We start from the raw sequence: 16,346 nt of genomic DNA, 5'->3' as shown, positions 1-16,346 counted from the left end.
AGACCGTCGGCCACTTTCCTGCCTAACTTCATGCCCGACGGAAGAAACAACGGACAATCCGGGCTTCCGACAAAAAGAACATCGCGCAAAGACGCGGGACCTCCAGAGGAGAAAGATACACTATGACGATCCGTTCGAAGCTTCTCGTCGCTGCCGTTGCGACGCTCATGGCCGGCGTTGCAGTTCCGGCGATGGCCGTGACACTGCGCTATGCCAACCAGGGCGATCTGAAATCGCTCGATCCCTACACAGTGAATGAGACGACCACCAACGCTCATCTCGGCCATGTCTATGAGGGGCTGACGAGACGCGGCAAGGATCTGGCCATTCAGCCCAGCCTCGCCGAGCGCTGGGAAATCAGTGAGGATGGCCTGACATGGCGGCTCTTCCTGCGTAAAAATGTGAAGTTTCACAACGGCAATCCCTTCACTGCCGACGATGTGATCTTCTCGGCCAATCGGGTGCGCGCACAGGGCTCCAATTTCCAGACCCGGGTGCCGACCAATTCGGAATGGGTGAAGGTCGACGACTACACCGTCGACGTGAAGCTCAAGTCCCCCAACCCGATCCTGAACTCCCAGTGGGATACTTGGTACATCCTCGATAAAGAATGGGCCGAGGCGAACAATGCCGTATCGCCGACACCTGCAGCGGCAACGACTCCGAGCTATGCGTCGCTCAATGCCAACGGCACGGGACCATTCAAGATCGAGAGCCATCAGCCGGGCGTCAAGACCGTCTTCAAAGCCAACAAGGACTGGTGGGACAAGGCCGCACACAACCTCGACGAGATCGTCTTCACCCCGATTGGCTCCGACGCCACGCGCGTCGCCGCACTGCTCTCCGGCGAAGTGGACGTGATCGAACCCGTTCCGCTGCAGGATATCCAGCGGGTCAACAGCAGCTCCAACGCAAAAGTGCTGTCCGGGCCCGAACTGCGCACGATCTTCCTCGGTATGGACCAGACGCGCGACGAACTGCTGTTCTCGAACGTCAAAGGTAAGAACCCGTTCAAGGACAAGCGCGTCCGCGAGGCCTTCTACAAAGCCATCGACATCGAGACCATCAAATCCCGCGTCATGCGCGGCATGTCGACGCCTTCCGCGCTCATGATCGCTCCGGAACTCTTCACGTATTCGAAGGATTTCGTGCGTCCGAAGTACGATCTCGAAGGTGCCAAGAAGCTGCTCGCGGATGCAGGTTACCCGAATGGTTTCGAAATCGGCATGGACTGCCCGAACGACCGCTATGTCAACGACGAGGCGATCTGCCAAGCCGTGGTCAGCATGCTGGCCCGCGCGGGGGTCAAGGTAAACCTGATGGCACAACCGAAGGCTCAGTACTTCGGAAAGGTGCTGAAATCCGGCAACTACAATACCTCCTTCTATCTGCTTGGATGGACGCCGGGCACGTTCGACAGCCATAACGTGCTGTTCGACATCGAAGGTTGCCGCGACAACCCGCAATCGTCCCGTGGCGAGTCGAACCTCGGCAACTTCTGCAACAAGAAGCACGACGAGCTGGCGGACAAGATCCTGGTCGAGAGCAACAAGGAGAAGCGCGATCAGATGATCAAGGAGGCCTTCCAGATCACCTTCGACGAATATGGCTACATCCCACTGCATCAGCAGGCACTGGCCTGGGGTGTTTCCAACAAGGTGAAGCTCACCCAGCGCGCCGACAACTCGGTGCTGCTCTACTGGGCCACGAAAGAGTAGTGCGCGCCTGATCGCTCGTCCCGGGCAGAATGCTGCCCGGGACAATTCATTGAAAGGTCTCAGGTGAAGTTTTTACCGGAGCCGGTGCGATCAAGAGATTTTATAGATGTTCGCTTTCATCATCCGACGTGCCCTTCAGGCCATCGGTGTCCTATTCGCCGTCGGGATCATTTCGTTTGCGATGTTCCGCTTTGCAGGCGATCCGGTTAACCAGATCGTTTCGCTGGACACATCGGCCGCGCAGCGGGAGGAGGTCCGGCGCTCCCTCGGACTTGACGATCCCGTTCCCTTGCAGTTCGTGCGCTATCTCACCAAGGCTGCTCAGGGCGATTTCGGCGTATCCTATCAGTTCCGTCAGCCTGTGGCGGATCTCTTGGCCGAGCGCATGCCGGCAACCCTCGAACTGGCATTGTGCGCCACCTTGTTCGCCACCGGATTCGGCGTGCTGATGGGCGTCTATTCCGGATTGAAACGGGACAGCTTTCTGGCAAAAGTGTTCCAGACGGTCTCGCTCGTCGGCATCTCGCTTCCGACCTTCCTGATCGGCATTCTGCTGATCTACCTTTTCTCCGTCACCCTCGGATGGCTGCCGTCTTATGGACGGGGCGATACCGTGCGGATCGGCTGGTGGACGACGGGGCTTCTCACCTTGTCTGGCCTGAAGGCGCTGGTCATGCCCTCGATCACGCTAGGCCTGTTCCAGATGACACTGATCATGCGCATTGTCCGGGCCGAGATGCTGGAAGTGCTGCGCACCGATTACATCAAGTTCGCGCGGGCGAGGGGGCTGACGACCCGGGCGATACATTTCGGACATGCGCTCAAGAACACCCTGGTGCCGGTCATCACCATCGTCGGGCTGCAATTCGGCTCGGTGATCGCCTTCGCGATCATCACGGAGACCGTGTTCCAGTGGCCGGGCATGGGTCTGTTGTTCGTTCAGGCCGTGCAGAATGTCGATATCCCGATCATGGCGGCCTACCTCATGCTCGTGGCGCTGATCTTCGTGGCGATCAATCTCGCGGTCGATATTCTCTACACCATCGTCGATCCTCGCCTGAGGACGTCGATCCGGCAGCCGGCCTGAGGAGGCAGAGATGGCGGAAGCAATTCAAGCGGCGCCCGCGCCTCAGTCCCAACCCACCACTTGGGCAGGCCGTTTTCTCGACAGCGATATCTGGGCGAGCTTCAAACGGTCCAAGCTGACGATGGTGGCAGCCTTCGTGACGGTGCTGTTCATGGCGGCCGCTATTGTCGCCGGTCTCGCGCCGCAGGATCCTTTCGATCCGGCGCAGCTCGACCTGTTGAACAGCCGGTTGCCGCCGCTCTGGGACGCGGAAGGGCAGGCGCCGTTCCTGCTCGGCACCGACGAGCAGGGCCGTGACGTCTTCTCGGCCATCCTCTACGGCTTGCGTATCTCGCTCGCCGTCGGTTTCTTGGGCGTCGCCTTCTCGGCCACCCTCGGCATCGCGCTCGGCCTCATCGCGGGTTATGTGGGCGGCACCACCGATGCGGTCATCATGCGCATCGCCGACGTGCAGCTCACGTTCCCGGCGATCCTGATCGCGCTTCTGGTCGATGGCGTCGTGAAATCGGTGCTCGGAGGCCAGCTCGACGGCGTGACGACGCTATCCGTGCTTGTCTTCTCCATCGGTCTGAGCTTCTGGGTGCAATATGCCCGCACCGTGCGCGGCTCGGTAATGGTTGAGAAGAACAAGGACTACATCGCCGCCGCAAAGCTCATCGGCCTGCCGGCACCGGTGATCATGTTCCGGCATGTCCTGCCCAATGTACTCGGTCCGGTGCTCGTCATCGCAACCATCAACCTCGCCCTCGCGATCATCACGGAGGCGACCCTGTCCTTCCTCGGCACCGGCATGCCGGAAACCATGCCGTCGCTCGGCACCCTCATCCGCATCGGCAACAACTACCTGTTCTCCGGCGAGTGGTGGATCATCGCCTTCCCGGGTGTCACCCTCGCACTGCTGGTGCTCGCCATCAACCTCCTGGGCGATTGGCTGCGCGATGCACTCAATCCGAAGCTGCGATGAGAGGATCGCTCATGATTCAACCTGTCCTCTCCGTCCGCGACCTGCGTGTCGAGTTCGTCACGCGGCGCGGAATCCTGAAAGCCATCGACGGCATTTCCTTCGACATCGCCAAGGGCGAGGTCCTCGGCGTCGTCGGTGAATCCGGCGCCGGCAAATCGGTGACGGGATCCGCCGTCATCGGCCTCATCGATCCGCCCGGGCGGATTGCCGGCGGTGAGGTCCTGCTGTCGGGGCTTCGCATCGACAACCTGCCGCCGGAAGAGATGCGCAAGGTGCGCGGCAAGCGCATCGGCATGATCTTCCAGGACCCGCTTACCAGCCTCAACCCGCTCTATCGAGTCAGCGAGCAATTGGTCGAGACCATCCGTACCCATACGAACCTCTCGGCGTCCGCCGCGAGGAAGCGCGCCATCGAGCTGCTGGCCGAAGTCGGCATTCCGGCGCCGGACAAGCGGATCGACAGTTACCCGCATGAGTTTTCCGGCGGCATGCGCCAGCGTGTGGTGATCGCGCTGGCTCTCTGCGCCGAGCCGGAGCTGATCATCGCCGACGAGCCGACGACGGCCCTCGACGTTTCGGTCCAAGCGCAAATCATCGCGTTGCTGAAGCGGCTCGGCCGCGAGCACGGCACGGCCATCATGCTGGTCACGCACGATATGGGCGTGATCGCCGAAACCGCCGACAGGGTCGCGGTCATGTATGCGGGCCGTATCGCGGAGATCGGACCCGTGCGCGAGGTCGTGCAGAACCCGCTTCATCCCTATGCCAAGGGCCTGATGGGTGCGATTCCGTCACTTGAGAGCGATGCGGATCGCCTTGTGCAGATTCCCGGCTCGATGCCGCGCCTCTCGGCCATTCCGCCCGGATGCGCCTTCAATCCGCGCTGCCCCTATGTGTTTGACCGCTGCCGGATCGAACGGCCCGAACCCGTCCAGCACAGCGAGCATCGCGTCGCCTGCCACCTCTACGATCAATCTTCCGTCCGGTCGGAGGCCGTCGCGTGATCGAGAATTCTTACGTCGAAGTCAAAGACCTGCGTCGCTTGTTCGACGTCTCCAAGCCCTGGCTCAATCGGGTTCTTGAGGGCGGCGAGAAGCAGTACCTGAAGGCGGTCGACGGCGTGTCCTTCGGCATCGCCAAGGGCGAGACCTTCGCTCTTGTCGGCGAGTCAGGCTCGGGCAAGTCGACGGTGGCCCGGATGGTCGTCGGCCTTCTGCCGCCTACGAGCGGGGAGGTGATGATCGACGGCGTCTCCATGTCGAGCAAGGCCGCTTCCGCCGAACGCCAGCGCCTGCGGCGGCGCATCCAGATGATCTTTCAGGATCCCTATGCCAGTCTCAATCCCCGCTGGCAGGTCGATCGCATCGTCGCCGAGCCGATCAGGGCCTTCAGCCTGATCGATAATGAAAAAGATATTGTCGCCCGGGTGGGCGAGCTCCTGTCGCTGGTCGGACTTCACCCAGCGGACGGACGGAAATATCCGCATGAATTCTCCGGCGGTCAGCGCCAGCGCATCGCCATCGCCCGTGCGCTCGCCTCGAATGCGGAATTTATCGTCTGTGACGAGCCGACCTCCGCGCTGGACGTGTCCGTGCAGGCGCAGATCCTGAACCTCATGCGCGACCTGCAGGATCGCCTGGGTCTGACCTATCTGTTCATCAGCCACAACCTCGCCGTGGTGCGCCACATGGCAAGTCGCATCGGGGTGATGTATCTCGGCCGCATTGTCGAGATTTCCAACGGCCGCGAGCTCTTTGCCCACCCGAAACATCCCTACACCCGCATGCTGTTGGATGCGGTACCGGACGTGGGCATGACGGGACGCCAGCGCATTCCCGTGCGCGGCGAGATCCCGAACCCCATCAATCCGCCGACCGGCTGCACCTTCAACCCGCGCTGCCCGTTCGCCAACGACCGGTGCCGAGCCGAGATACCGCCGCTGATCGGGGGAGTGGCCTGCCATGCGATTCATGAGGGGCGGCTGGCGGTGAATGCTGCGGCTTAGCCGACGCCGTGTCTCAAAGGCGAAATAGTTGACTCAGTCAACGATTTGGTGAATTCTGCTCGGTAGGGAGGCGGCTATGTCTCACATGCCGAATTTGCCGACGGACGAGCAGATCGAGAAGGTCAGGAGCTTCAACCGCTTCTATACCCGCCATATAGGCCTTCTGAACGAGGGACTCTTGGAGAGCCCATTCTCGCTCACGGAGGCGCGGGTGCTCTACGAACTGGCCCATCGTGACCCGGTGACGGCAGCCGAGCTGGGACGGGACCTTGGGCTTGACGCCGGTTATCTCAGTCGGCTTCTGAAACGGTTCGACGCCAAGGGTTTACTCCAGCGTATCCCATCGAGGGAGGACAAACGTCAGTTTCTCCTGTCTTTGACTGAGAACGGCCGCGCAGCGTTCGCGCCGCTGAACCGAGCGTCCGCTGTCCAGGTCGCGGCCATGCTTGCGGAACTCTCGCCGGGCGAGAGGGCGCACCTCGTCCAAGCCATGGCTAAAGTCCAGCGTCTGGTTGGAGATGGTCAGAAGTCTGATTTCTACAGCCTACGTCCTCACCGGATCGGAGACATCGGTTGGATCGCACACCGCCAAGGGCTGCTCTACGCCCAGGAATATGGCTGGGACGAAACCTTCGAAGCCTTGGTGGCGGAAATCGCCGCAGCCTTCGTCAAGAATTTCGATCCGCAATGGGAACGCTGCTGGATTGCGGAAAGAGATGGAGAGATCGTCGGCAGCGTCTTCCTCGTGCGCTCTTACGATGAGGTCGCGAAGCTGCGGCTGCTCTATGTTGAGCCTTCTGCCAGAGGATTAGGCCTCGGACGCCGGCTGGTCGATGAATGCATCGGCTTCGCCAGGGCGAAAGGCTACAAGGCGCTGACCCTGTGGACCAATGATGTGCTCGTGGCCGCATGCAAAATCTATCGAGCGGCGGGCTTTCAGCTGGTCAAGGAGGAGGCGCACCGTTCCTTCGGGAAGGACCTCGTTGGACAGATCTGGAAACTCGATCTGTGAGGCGCCGGGACGCGCTTGCCCTGATGGCGGCTGCCGCGACGGGCGTCCAGGTCGGAGCCGCCATGGTGGCGACGCGTTTCGTGGTTCAGGATATCGGCCCGGCGTCGCTGGCCTTCCTGCGCTATGCCATCGCCATGCTCTGCCTTGCTCCGCCTTTGCTGATGAGCGTGCGGGTTCGGTTCACCGTCCGCGACCTGTTTGTGGTCATGGGGCTTGGCATCGTGCAGTTCGGCATTCTGATCGCGCTTTTGAATCTCGGGCTTCAGCTCATTTCGTCCACCCGAGCGGCTCTCCTGTTCTCGACCTTTCCGTTGATGACGATGATCATCGCGGCGCTTCTCGGACGGGAAGACCTCAGCCGCACCAAAGTCGCCGGCGTCATGCTGACGATCATCGGCGTCGGCGTGGCTCTGGGCGAACGGCTGATTGTGCAAAGCGCAACCGGCGAATGGGCGGGGGCTCTCTTGGTGCTCGGCGCTGCCCTATGCGGCGCCATATGCTCGGTGCTGTATCGCCCCTATCTGGCCCGTTATCCGACCCTGCCCGTCGGCGCCTGGGCCATGCTGGCCTCGGTCATGTTCTTGGCCGCACCCGCCGGCATGGAAGGGCTCTTCACTGAACAACCGCGTCTTGGTTCATCGGGTTGGCTCGCCGTTCTGTTCATCGGCCTGTCGAGCGGGATCGGTTACGTTCTCTGGCTTTGGGCGCTCAAGCACACCACTCCGACGCGGGTCACGGTCTTCCTCTCCTTGAGCCCGATCACCGCGGCGTTGCTCGGTGTCTGGCTTCTCGGGGAGCCTCTCACGTTCGGCATTTTGCTCGGACTGGTCGGCGTCGTAGCCGGGCTTTGGCTTGCTACCAGAAAGGAGCCAGCTCCCAGGTTATGATAATGACCCGCCGTTAAGTGGCGTGACTCACTTCAAAATAAGCGCTCCCGGATAGAGATAGGATGTGAGCATCAACCTGCTCTGTGTAAGTTGAATGCGAATACAATATTATCATGGGTCAGTAAAACATCTGAGGTGTCCGAAACATATCCGTGCCGAGCTTGGCTATGACATAGCTTTGCTTTATATTTGTGCGACAATCACAACTCTGTGTGTTGGAATTACGTTTGGAAACGATCGGCGTCGAGTGCGTTTAGCCTCTGTCTTACGTGGCAAACGCCATTCTCAATCAACGCACTGGAGGCACTGATGAAGAAGCTCGCGATTTTCGCTGGCGCTGGATTTATGGTTCTTGGCGGCATGGGCGCCGCTCTGGCGCAGTCATCCCCGGCGATATCCGGAACGCCCGGCTCGCTCTTCCCGGAGGCTGCTCCGCATGAGATCCGCTACATCAACGGCGTGCCTTGCCGCACCGTTCTTGACCCGAGCAATCGTAGCTCGCGTATCCCGATCGCCTGTGCCGGTCAGGTGAGCGGCGTGGTGGCGCCGATGGGTGGTGAGGTCGTGACGACGGGCAGCATCGCTCCCGCACCGGTCGGTCCCATGATGGCAGCCCCCGTACCGATGGGCTCGCCCGACCCCTATGCGGCTCCGCATGAGATCCGCACCGTGAACGGCGTGCCGTGCCGTACGGTGCTGGACCCGAATACCCGGGACACCCGCATTCCGGTAGCCTGCGGCTACTAAGCACGCATTTGACGAATAAAGGCGCGGGCTGCAATGCCCGCGCTTTTTTGTATGAGGCGTCAAAAGAAAAGTCCCATGGCCCGTCCATAGAGGCCGTGGGGCTTTCGATGATTTGTGATCTGGATTTACTCGGCTGCCTGCCTCAGAGGCAGGAAGCCGATGGACTGACGCTGGGGCCCTTCCTGCTTGAGGGTGCGAACCATCTCTTCATATTCCCGCTCCATCTCTGGGGTCACGGATGGACGGGTTTCACGCAGGGCCTGTTCGAAATGGGCCATGGTCACGTGCGCCGCCTGAAGCGACTCTCTCAAGGCGAGGAGGCCCGCGCGGCGGGTGAGATCCTCGAGGTCCGCCCCGGTAAAGCGGCTTGTCCGCTCGGCAATGGCATCGAGATCCACGTCCGGGCCGAGCGGCATATCCTTAGTGTGGATGCCCAGGATATGGCGGCGTCCCTGCGCATCGGGGACCGGCACATAGATCAACTCGTCGAAGCGGCCCGGCCGGAGCAGGGCAGGGTCGATGAGATTTGGTCTGTTCGTGGCCGCCATGACGACGACGCCCTGCAGTTCCTCGAGGCCGTCCATTTCAGCGAGGATCGTGTTGACGACCCGCTCCGTCACGGCAGGCTCGCCCAGCCCGCCGCCCCGAATGGGTGCGAGGGAATCGATTTCGTCGATGAAGATGACGGTCGGAGCGACCTGGCGGGCCCGGGCGAAAAGGCGGGATACCTGCTGCTCGGATTCGCCATACCATTTCGAGAGAAGGTCCGAGGACTTGGTCGCCACGAAATTGGCCTGGGCTTCTCGGGCGACTGCTTTCGCCAGGAGTGTCTTGCCGGTGCCGGGAGGACCAAACAGAAGGAAGCCCTTGGCTGGGCGGATGCCGAGCCTGCGGAAGGATTCCGGGCTCTTGAGGGGCAATTCCACGCCTTCTCGCAGCCGGGTACGTGCCTCTTCGACGCCGCCGATATCGTCCCAGGTCACATTGGGTACCTGGATCATGATCTCCCGCAGGGCCGAGGGCTGAACACGCTTCATGGCATTCATGAAATCCTGCCGGGTGACCTGCAGGCTCTCGAGCACGTTCGACGGGATCCCGTCCCTGAGGTTGATCTCTGGCAGGATACGCCGCAGGGAATCCATGGCGGCCTCGCGGGCAAGGGCTGCCAGATCGGCCCCGACGAAGCCATAGGTCGTACGGGCGATGTCCGCCATGTTCACGTCCTCGGCCAGGGGCATGCCGCGGGTGTGAATGCCGAGGATCTCCCGACGTCCGGATTCGTCCGGAACGCCGATGACGATTTCCCGGTCGAAGCGGCCCGGACGACGAAGAGCCTCGTCGATTGCTTCGCGTCGGTTCGTCGCGCCGATCACGACGATGTTCTGGCGCGGTTCCAGGCCGTCCATGAGTGTCAGCAACTGGGCCACGATCCGTCGCTCGACCTCGCCCGTGACCTCCTCACGCTTGGGCGCGATGCTGTCGATCTCGTCGATGAAGATGATGGCCGGGGCGTTCTGCTGGGCTTCCTGAAAGACCTGCCGCAGCCGTTGCTCAGACTCGCCATAGTGGCTGCCCATGATCTCAGGGCCGGCGATGTGGAAAAACTGCGCCTCCGTCTCGTTGGCGACGGCCCGCGCCAGCCTCGTCTTGCCGGTGCCGGGAGGTCCGTAGAGCAGGACACCCTTTGGCGGATCGATACCGAGGCGCTGGAAGAGTTCCGGGTGCCGCAGCGGTAGTTCCACCATCTCGCGGACCTGATCGACCGTGTTGCCGAGGCCACCGATATCGTCATAGGTCACATCGGCGCGACGAGCCTCGCGCGGTTCCTCGAATTGTGGGCGCAGTTCGATTTCGGTCTCGGCCGTCACATGCACGATGCCGCGCGGCTGGGTCGAGACCACGACGAGGCGGATTTCCTGCAAGCCATAGGCCGGAATGTTGAGGAAGCCGCGCATTTCCTCAGGCAGCCGTTGCTCTGCCGAGCGTTGCGAATAGACGGAGGTGGAAATCACGTCGCCCGCCGTCAAGGGACGCTGGTAGAAGGTCCGTTTCAGGGCATCGCCAGAGCCTTGAAGGCGCAGTCCCTTTTGGGCCGGAGCAAGCACGACGCGGGTTGCCGGTCGTACCTCGGCCTTCTTCACCTCTACGTGATCGCCGCTGCTCACGCCCGCATTGACGCGCTGCAGTCCGTCGAGGCGGATAATGTTCAGGCCTTCATCCTCAGGGTAGGGGGTGACGGCGATGGCGGTGGTGTGTCGCTTGCCGATGATCTCGATGGCTTGGCCTTCCTGGATGCCGATCTCGGCGAGGGCCTGTCGGCTCATGCGCGCGAGGCCCCGGCCCGAGTCGTCCGGCCGGGCGTTCGCGACCTGAAGGCGTACACTCTGCCCATCGTCTGCCATTTCTGTCATCCCTTGTTCGAGCGATGCCGATGCGGTGACAGGTGAGGGGAGAGGCGTGCATAGTCAGGCTTCCCGCGTGCCACGCGCGTTCAGGCTTCGCGGGCGGCGAAACCGCAGGGCCAACGCCACATACCTGGAATTGTTGCAGGCAGCGCTCTGCTGAAACGACGCTATGAATTGACCCGATTCGAGGGTGCCCAGAGCTGCTTGAGAGCATCTTCCACCTCGACCTCTACGGGGGAGGAGGCGAGCAGGGTGGCTCTCGCGGGCATGAAGGGTGCAATCGTAGGCAGCCCCAAGGAGCCCTCGGCGCTCTTCTCTGAACCGTCATCCGCCGGTGCATCGATCAGCTCCCAGCTGTCGAACAGGTCCATGGAAGAGTGGCCGGGAAGGTCCGGGCCGAGATAGGGGATGATCTCGATCCACGGGCGACCATTTGGACGAGGAGTGACCTTGGTCACCCGCCCGAAGAAGTGCGTCAGCGGGCAACGGACGAAATCGCCGGGCGACGGCATGCGGGCTTTCTCGAATTCCAAAGCCGCTTCCGCCTCCTCAAGCTCGGTGCGAAGCTTGGCGACGCGGGTCTCCAGTTCCACGATACGCTTCGTGCAGGGGCTCCCATGCTCCTGTCTCAAAGTAGAAACCAACGACAAGCTCCCATCGGAACCGATATCCGCCACTGGAAACGCCCTCATGACGGCCCTCCTCTGATCCTTCAATTGTGGAGCGTCGCGCCCTGAGAGCAAGGCGCGCGAAAGACTCACATGGAACTCAACCTTGGCGCATGGGGGTTATAGAGAGAGGTAGCTTAAGAGTAGGAGGCGGCATGGATCGCGGTTGCCGCATACTGGTTCGGATCATGAGCATCATGGGCGGAATGATGCTCGCTTCCGCCGTTTTGGCTCAGGATCCCACACCGCCGCTGCCTCCGCCCAGACCCGATCGCCCGGTCGAGCCACTGCCGCCGCCGAGGCCGGATAATCCCGCCATATCGGAGCCCAGTGCGGAAACAGCACCGGATCGTGAAGCTCCTTCCGAACGGAAGGCCGATGCCAGAAGCGAGGCCGAAGATGCCTGTCTCCATCGCCTCACGCAGCTCGGGCTGCGCTTCGAGAGCCGCCCGCCCGTGAAGGAAAACGATTGCAGGATCGAGAACCCCGTCCTGGTCTCCTCATTGCCCAACGGCGTCACGGTCGTGCCCCCATCGCTGATGGGATGTCCCGTGGCCGAGAGCATCACACGTTGGATGAGCGAGTCGGTCGGGCCTGAGGCGGAGCGCCAGTTCCAGAGCGCGCCGACGAAACTTCTGATCGGTACATCCTATCAGTGCCGCGACCAGCGCAACGGAGCGAAACTGAGCGAGCATGCCTTCGGCAACGGCCTCGATGTCATGGGATTCGAATTTTCTAAGCGGCCTGCCCTAGCGATTGGCAGCCATGAGGAAAACTCGCCGGAAGCAACGTTCCAGTCGGCGATCCGGACGGCAGCCTGCCCGATCTTCAACACGGTGCTCGGACCGGGCTCGGATTCGGACCACGGGAACCACCTTCATCTCGATCTGCGCCAGCGCAAGGGCGACTACAGAATTTGCCAATAGTTGAGGGGAACAAGGGCACCGCCAGCGCCTTTTCTGTGCACGACATTGCCGGTGGAGTTCGTTCATGAGACGCGGTGCGTATGTTGCCCTTGGAATCGTATGTCTGCTCAGTCCTGCGGTTGCTGCACCTCAGAAATTGAACCTTGAATCCGTGAACAAGGCCGAGTGGTCAGCCGAGAGCAGCAAGAACAAGGAGATCGATCCGGCTCTCGTCAAAGCACAGGTTCTGCTTGACCGGGCGCGTTTCTCGCCCGGCGTCATCGACGGACATAGCGGCGAAAATCTACGCAACGCGATCAAGGCCTTCGAAGCGACGCACGATCTCAAATCCGACGGGGATCTCGACGAGGAATCCTGGGCCAAGCTCAAAGAGACCTCGTCCGATCCTGCCCTGATCGAGTACACGATCAAGGGCGAAGATATAAAAGGTCCCTTCGTTACCATTCCGGAGAAGATGGAAGATCAAGCTAAGCTCGATCATCTCGGCTATTCCAGCCCGGAAGAGCTTCTCGCCGAGAAGTTTCACATGGACATGGACCTGCTCAAGGCCCTGAACCCGGACAAATCCTTCGATAAGGCGGGGACGTCCATCCTCGTCGCCAATGTCGAGGCGAACCCATCGGATTCGGAGAAAGCCTCGAAGATCGAGATCGTGAAGAACGAGCATATGCTGCGTGTTCTGAACAAGGACGGAGCTGTGGTCGCCACCTATCCTGCCTCCGTCGGCAGCGAGGAAAAGCCGGCGCCCAGCGGATCGTTCAAGGTTCGCGCCGTGGCACCGAACCCGAACTACACGTACAATCCGGATTACGCGTTCAAGGGCGTCAAGACCAAGGAGAAGTTCGAGATCAAGCCTGGGCCGAACAATCCCGTCGGAAGCACCTGGATCGACCTTTCCATCGAATCCTACGGCATCCATGGGACACCCGAACCTGAGAAGGTCGGGAAAGCCTATTCCCACGGCTGCGTGAGATTGACGAACTGGGACGTGGACGCATTGTCCAAGTTGATCGAGAAGGGGACGCCGGTCGATTTCATCGATTGAAGCTTCACAGGCGAAAGGGCTTCATCGCAATGGCTTGGGCGGGCAGGACGGCCTGTTCAAGCTAAGCCTGGGCGATCGGTGCATCGACCGTGCAGATGACTCCTGACGGCGCGAATGTGATCTGCACTGCGCCGTTGAGATCGTGTGCCAAGCTTCGCTCGACCAAACGAGTGCCGAAGCCGCGTCGCTGCGGTGGCTCGACGATCGGCCCGCCACTTTCGGACCACGTGAGATGCAGACGCTTCTCATCGCTCTGCTTGACGAACCAGGAGACCTGGACTTCCCCGACCGCGTTCGAGAGAGCACCGTACTTTACGGCGTTGGTGGCCAGTTCCTGCAGGGCCATCGCGATTGCGAGCGCCATCCGCGGTGTCAGGCGAACATCTGGTCCTTGCAGATGCAGGCGGTTCTCGCGCTCATGGCGATAGGGAGCCATGGCTTCCCTGACGATCTCGATCAGGCCCGCTCCCTCCCAGTTTTCCCGCGTGAGCACGTCGTGGGCGCGGGACAGGGCAAGCAGGCGCGCTTCCATGGAGGAGCGGGCCGCTTCCGGATTGTCTGCGTTGCGAAGGGTCTGGGAAGCGATCGATTGAACCGTCGCCAGGGTGTTCTTCACCCGATGGTTCAACTCATTGATCAGAAGCTCACGATGTTCTTCGGCCTTCTTCCTTTCGGTGATGTCGACGGAGATGCCCGGAAACCTGACGGGCTGGCCGGCCGCTTTGTAGCAGCGCCCCTGCGCGAAAACCCAATGAACCTGTCCGTTCTTGTCGATCGTGCGGTACTCGGCAGCCAAAGTCTCGCCCGTTTCCAAGCTCCGTCGGATTTGTTCTTCGATCCGGCTGCGATCGTCCGGGTGAATGCCGCCTGTGAAATCGGCGATGGGGGCTCCCGCTGCCGCAGCCTCGGGGTCGACACCGTAAAGCGAGGCGAAGCGCTCGTCCGCATAGACGAGATCGGATTGGATATCCCAATCCCATGTTCCCACGACGCTTGCTGCATTCAGGGCAAGCTGGAGGCGTTCCTCGCTCTTGCGCAGGGCCGCCTCCGAGCGGAGCCGCTCGACCGCATCCCAGGTGCGCTCGGCGACATCCTCGATCAGCTTGACTTCACCGGGGCTCCAAAGCCGCGATTCCCAGTTGTGTACGTAGAGGGCTGCCACCATGCGTCCGCGCTTGATCAGACTGACCGTGACCACGGCCGAAAATTCAAGCGATGCAAAGGCGGCTAGGTGCTCAGGCGAGTTGGTGCGTGAGTCTGCGCCAGCATCATGGACGACAAGTGTTTCACCGCGCTTGAGGGCGCCGTGGATCTCGGGACCGAAGGCCGCGAGGTCATGGGTTCCTGTCTGAGGAGCAACGGATCCGTCCGTCCAGTTGTGCTCCGTCGTGAAGTAGCGGGCCGTCGCCTCGACCTCGCCGTAGCCGACGCGGCTCGCATTGAGATGCCGACCGAGCATTTCCTGTGCAGCGGTGATCACCTCGATGGGCTCGTTCAAACCGCGCAGGCGGTCGCTCAGGCGGACGAGAAACTCGAGACGACGTTCGCTGAGAACCTTCGCAGTTGTATCATGGACGATGCAGAGAACGCCGCCGACACCGCCCGTCTCTTCATGAATGGGGCTGTAGGAAAAGGTCCACCATGTCTGTTCCGGGTATCCATTACGCTCGAGGGTAATGGGCAGGTCTTCGAAGTAGCTGGCTTGCCCGAGAAGTGCCCGTTCGGCAATTGGGCCGACCGTCTCCCAGGCTTCAGCCCACACGTCGCGAAAGCTCCGCCCCAAGGCGTCCGATTTTGAACCCAGGACGGGCGCATAGGCATCGTTGTAGAAGCTCGTCAGCTCCTGTCCCCACAGCATGTAGGTGGGGAACTTCGAGTGGAGCATGATGCTCACGGCGGTGCGCAGGGAATGTGGCCAGGTCTCGATACCACCGACAGGGGTGGCCGTCCAATCATGATGGCGAATGCGCTCACCCATAGCCCCGCCATGTGCGAGGAAGTCAGGTCCAGGTTTTACACGCTCCTGCATCAGGTGGGCTCGCTCAGCACGCAGATAAAGACAATGTTCATAGACGATAAGAGGTTCGGCAGGAGCCTTTGAAGTCCATAGCCCACATATGAAAGGGTGTCCTGCTTTTTCCAGAGCTTGGCTTGCGCTCTGTGGTGCCGCGGAACCGCGCCGGGAAATGTGCCTGCTGTCCCATTTGACACGTTTCGCTTCGGGCCTTTAGCTTTGTGGCAGCCGGTTGAGAGCAGGGAAGAGCAGAGATCTGCACCACTGGCTGCAATTTCCGGTAAGCGATGAGGTCGATGTGACGAAGCTGATTGGTATCTCGGGAAGTCTGCGCCAAGCATCGTACAACTCCGCGCTGCTGCGGAACGCGGCGGGGCTGATGCCTGAGAATGCGGAACTCGTCATCGAAACGATCCGAGGGATCCCGCTTTATGATGCCGATGTCGAGGTCAACGAGGGCATTCCGCAGCGAGTCACGGAGCTGAAGGACGCCGTCGCGGCTGCAGACGGCCTGCTCCTCGTGACCCCGGAATACAACAATTCCATTCCCGGCGTGTTCAAGAACGCCATAGACTGGCTCTCGCGGCCGGATTCGGACATCAAGCGTGTCTTCGGCGGCAAGCCGGTGGCCGTCATCGGCGCTTCGCCGGGCGGGTTCGGGACCATTCTGTCCCAGAATGCGTGGCTTCCGGTCCTGCGGACGCTCAGGACCGATTTCTGGGCCGGTGGCCGCCTGATGGTGTCGCGGGCACAGACCGTCTTCAACCAGGATGGCACGTTCACGGATCAGAAGATCGAGGAGCAGTTGCGCCAATATCTGGCGGGCTTCACCGCCTATGTCCGGTTGGTCCGCCAGACCGCACCCTGA

14 protein-coding genes are annotated in these 16,346 nt (G+C 61.3%); 11 read left to right on the top strand and 3 right to left on the bottom strand.

The genetic code is table 11. From position 1 onward, the window contains the following. The first annotated feature begins 122 nt into the window (after positions 1-122). From AB4097_RS08165 to AB4097_RS08130, 8 genes are all read left to right on the top strand, one after another. Positions 123-1,718 carry an ABC transporter substrate-binding protein gene (locus AB4097_RS08165; RefSeq protein ID WP_442038310.1) on the top strand — a complete coding sequence of 532 codons (1,596 nt, stop codon included), beginning with the start codon at positions 123-125 and terminating at the stop codon, positions 1,716-1,718. 106 nt (positions 1,719-1,824) lie between these two features. Beyond that, a complete protein-coding gene (locus AB4097_RS08160; RefSeq protein WP_442038308.1) occupies positions 1,825-2,805 on the top strand; it encodes an ABC transporter permease in 981 nt (326 codons plus the stop codon). A 10-nt stretch (positions 2,806-2,815) separates the two neighbouring features. Beyond that, the gene (locus AB4097_RS08155; protein ID WP_442038306.1) at positions 2,816-3,769 is read left to right on the top strand and encodes an ABC transporter permease; all 954 of its coding nucleotides are present in this window, start codon (positions 2,816-2,818) and stop codon (positions 3,767-3,769) included. An 11-nt stretch (positions 3,770-3,780) separates the two neighbouring features. Beyond that, positions 3,781-4,773 carry an ABC transporter ATP-binding protein gene (locus tag AB4097_RS08150; RefSeq protein ID WP_442038304.1) on the top strand — a complete coding sequence of 331 codons (993 nt, stop codon included), beginning with the start codon at positions 3,781-3,783 and terminating at the stop codon, positions 4,771-4,773. Next, positions 4,770-5,774, top strand: a complete 1,005-nt coding sequence (locus AB4097_RS08145; RefSeq protein WP_442038302.1) for an ABC transporter ATP-binding protein — start codon at positions 4,770-4,772, stop codon at positions 5,772-5,774. Before AB4097_RS08150 ends, AB4097_RS08145 begins: the two co-directional genes overlap by 4 nt. 76 nt (positions 5,775-5,850) lie before the next feature. After that, entirely contained in the window at positions 5,851-6,786 is a 936-nt protein-coding gene (locus AB4097_RS08140; protein WP_442038300.1) for a bifunctional helix-turn-helix transcriptional regulator/GNAT family N-acetyltransferase, read from the top strand. After that, positions 6,783-7,673 (top strand): DMT family transporter, encoded by an 891-nt coding sequence (locus AB4097_RS08135; protein WP_442038298.1) that lies wholly within the window; start codon positions 6,783-6,785, stop codon positions 7,671-7,673. Before AB4097_RS08140 ends, AB4097_RS08135 begins: the two co-directional genes overlap by 4 nt. A gap of 309 nt (positions 7,674-7,982) precedes the next feature. Beyond that, the gene (locus tag AB4097_RS08130; protein ID WP_442038296.1) at positions 7,983-8,420 is read left to right on the top strand and encodes a hypothetical protein; all 438 of its coding nucleotides are present in this window, start codon (positions 7,983-7,985) and stop codon (positions 8,418-8,420) included. 125 nt (positions 8,421-8,545) lie between these two features. Here the strand turns inward: AB4097_RS08130 and AB4097_RS08125 are convergent, their stop codons facing one another. After that, complete coding sequence (locus AB4097_RS08125; protein ID WP_442038294.1) at positions 8,546-10,822, bottom strand: CDC48 family AAA ATPase; 2,277 nt, start codon at positions 10,820-10,822, stop codon at positions 8,546-8,548. Between the two features lie 170 nt (positions 10,823-10,992). After that, positions 10,993-11,418, bottom strand: a complete 426-nt coding sequence (locus AB4097_RS08120) for a hypothetical protein (RefSeq protein WP_442038292.1) — start codon at positions 11,416-11,418, stop codon at positions 10,993-10,995. A gap of 230 nt (positions 11,419-11,648) precedes the next feature. Here AB4097_RS08120 and AB4097_RS08115 point away from each other — a divergent pair, with 230 nt between their 5' ends. Together AB4097_RS08115 and AB4097_RS08110 are read left to right on the top strand one after the other, a co-directional pair. Further along, on the top strand, positions 11,649-12,419 hold the full coding sequence (locus tag AB4097_RS08115; protein ID WP_442038290.1) for an extensin-like domain-containing protein: 771 nt from the start codon (positions 11,649-11,651) through the stop codon (positions 12,417-12,419). A gap of 151 nt (positions 12,420-12,570) precedes the next feature. Further along, entirely contained in the window at positions 12,571-13,464 is an 894-nt protein-coding gene (locus tag AB4097_RS08110; RefSeq protein ID WP_442038288.1) for a L,D-transpeptidase family protein, read from the top strand. Between the two features lie 61 nt (positions 13,465-13,525). Here the strand turns inward: AB4097_RS08110 and AB4097_RS08105 are convergent, their stop codons facing one another. Further along, entirely contained in the window at positions 13,526-15,493 is a 1,968-nt protein-coding gene (locus AB4097_RS08105; RefSeq protein ID WP_442038286.1) for an HWE histidine kinase domain-containing protein, read from the bottom strand. Between the two features lie 283 nt (positions 15,494-15,776). Between AB4097_RS08105 and AB4097_RS08100 the strand changes: the two genes are divergently transcribed. Beyond that, positions 15,777-16,346: an NADPH-dependent FMN reductase gene (locus tag AB4097_RS08100; protein WP_442038284.1), complete on the top strand. Its 570-nt coding sequence runs from the start codon at positions 15,777-15,779 to the stop codon at positions 16,344-16,346.

The organism is Microvirga sp. 2MCAF35 (assembly GCF_052115545.1).
In the GTDB taxonomy this organism is placed as follows: domain Bacteria; phylum Pseudomonadota; class Alphaproteobacteria; order Rhizobiales; family Beijerinckiaceae; genus Microvirga.
The sequence above is the reverse complement of the archived record's forward strand: the minus strand, read 5'-3'. Positions and strand labels throughout refer to the sequence as shown.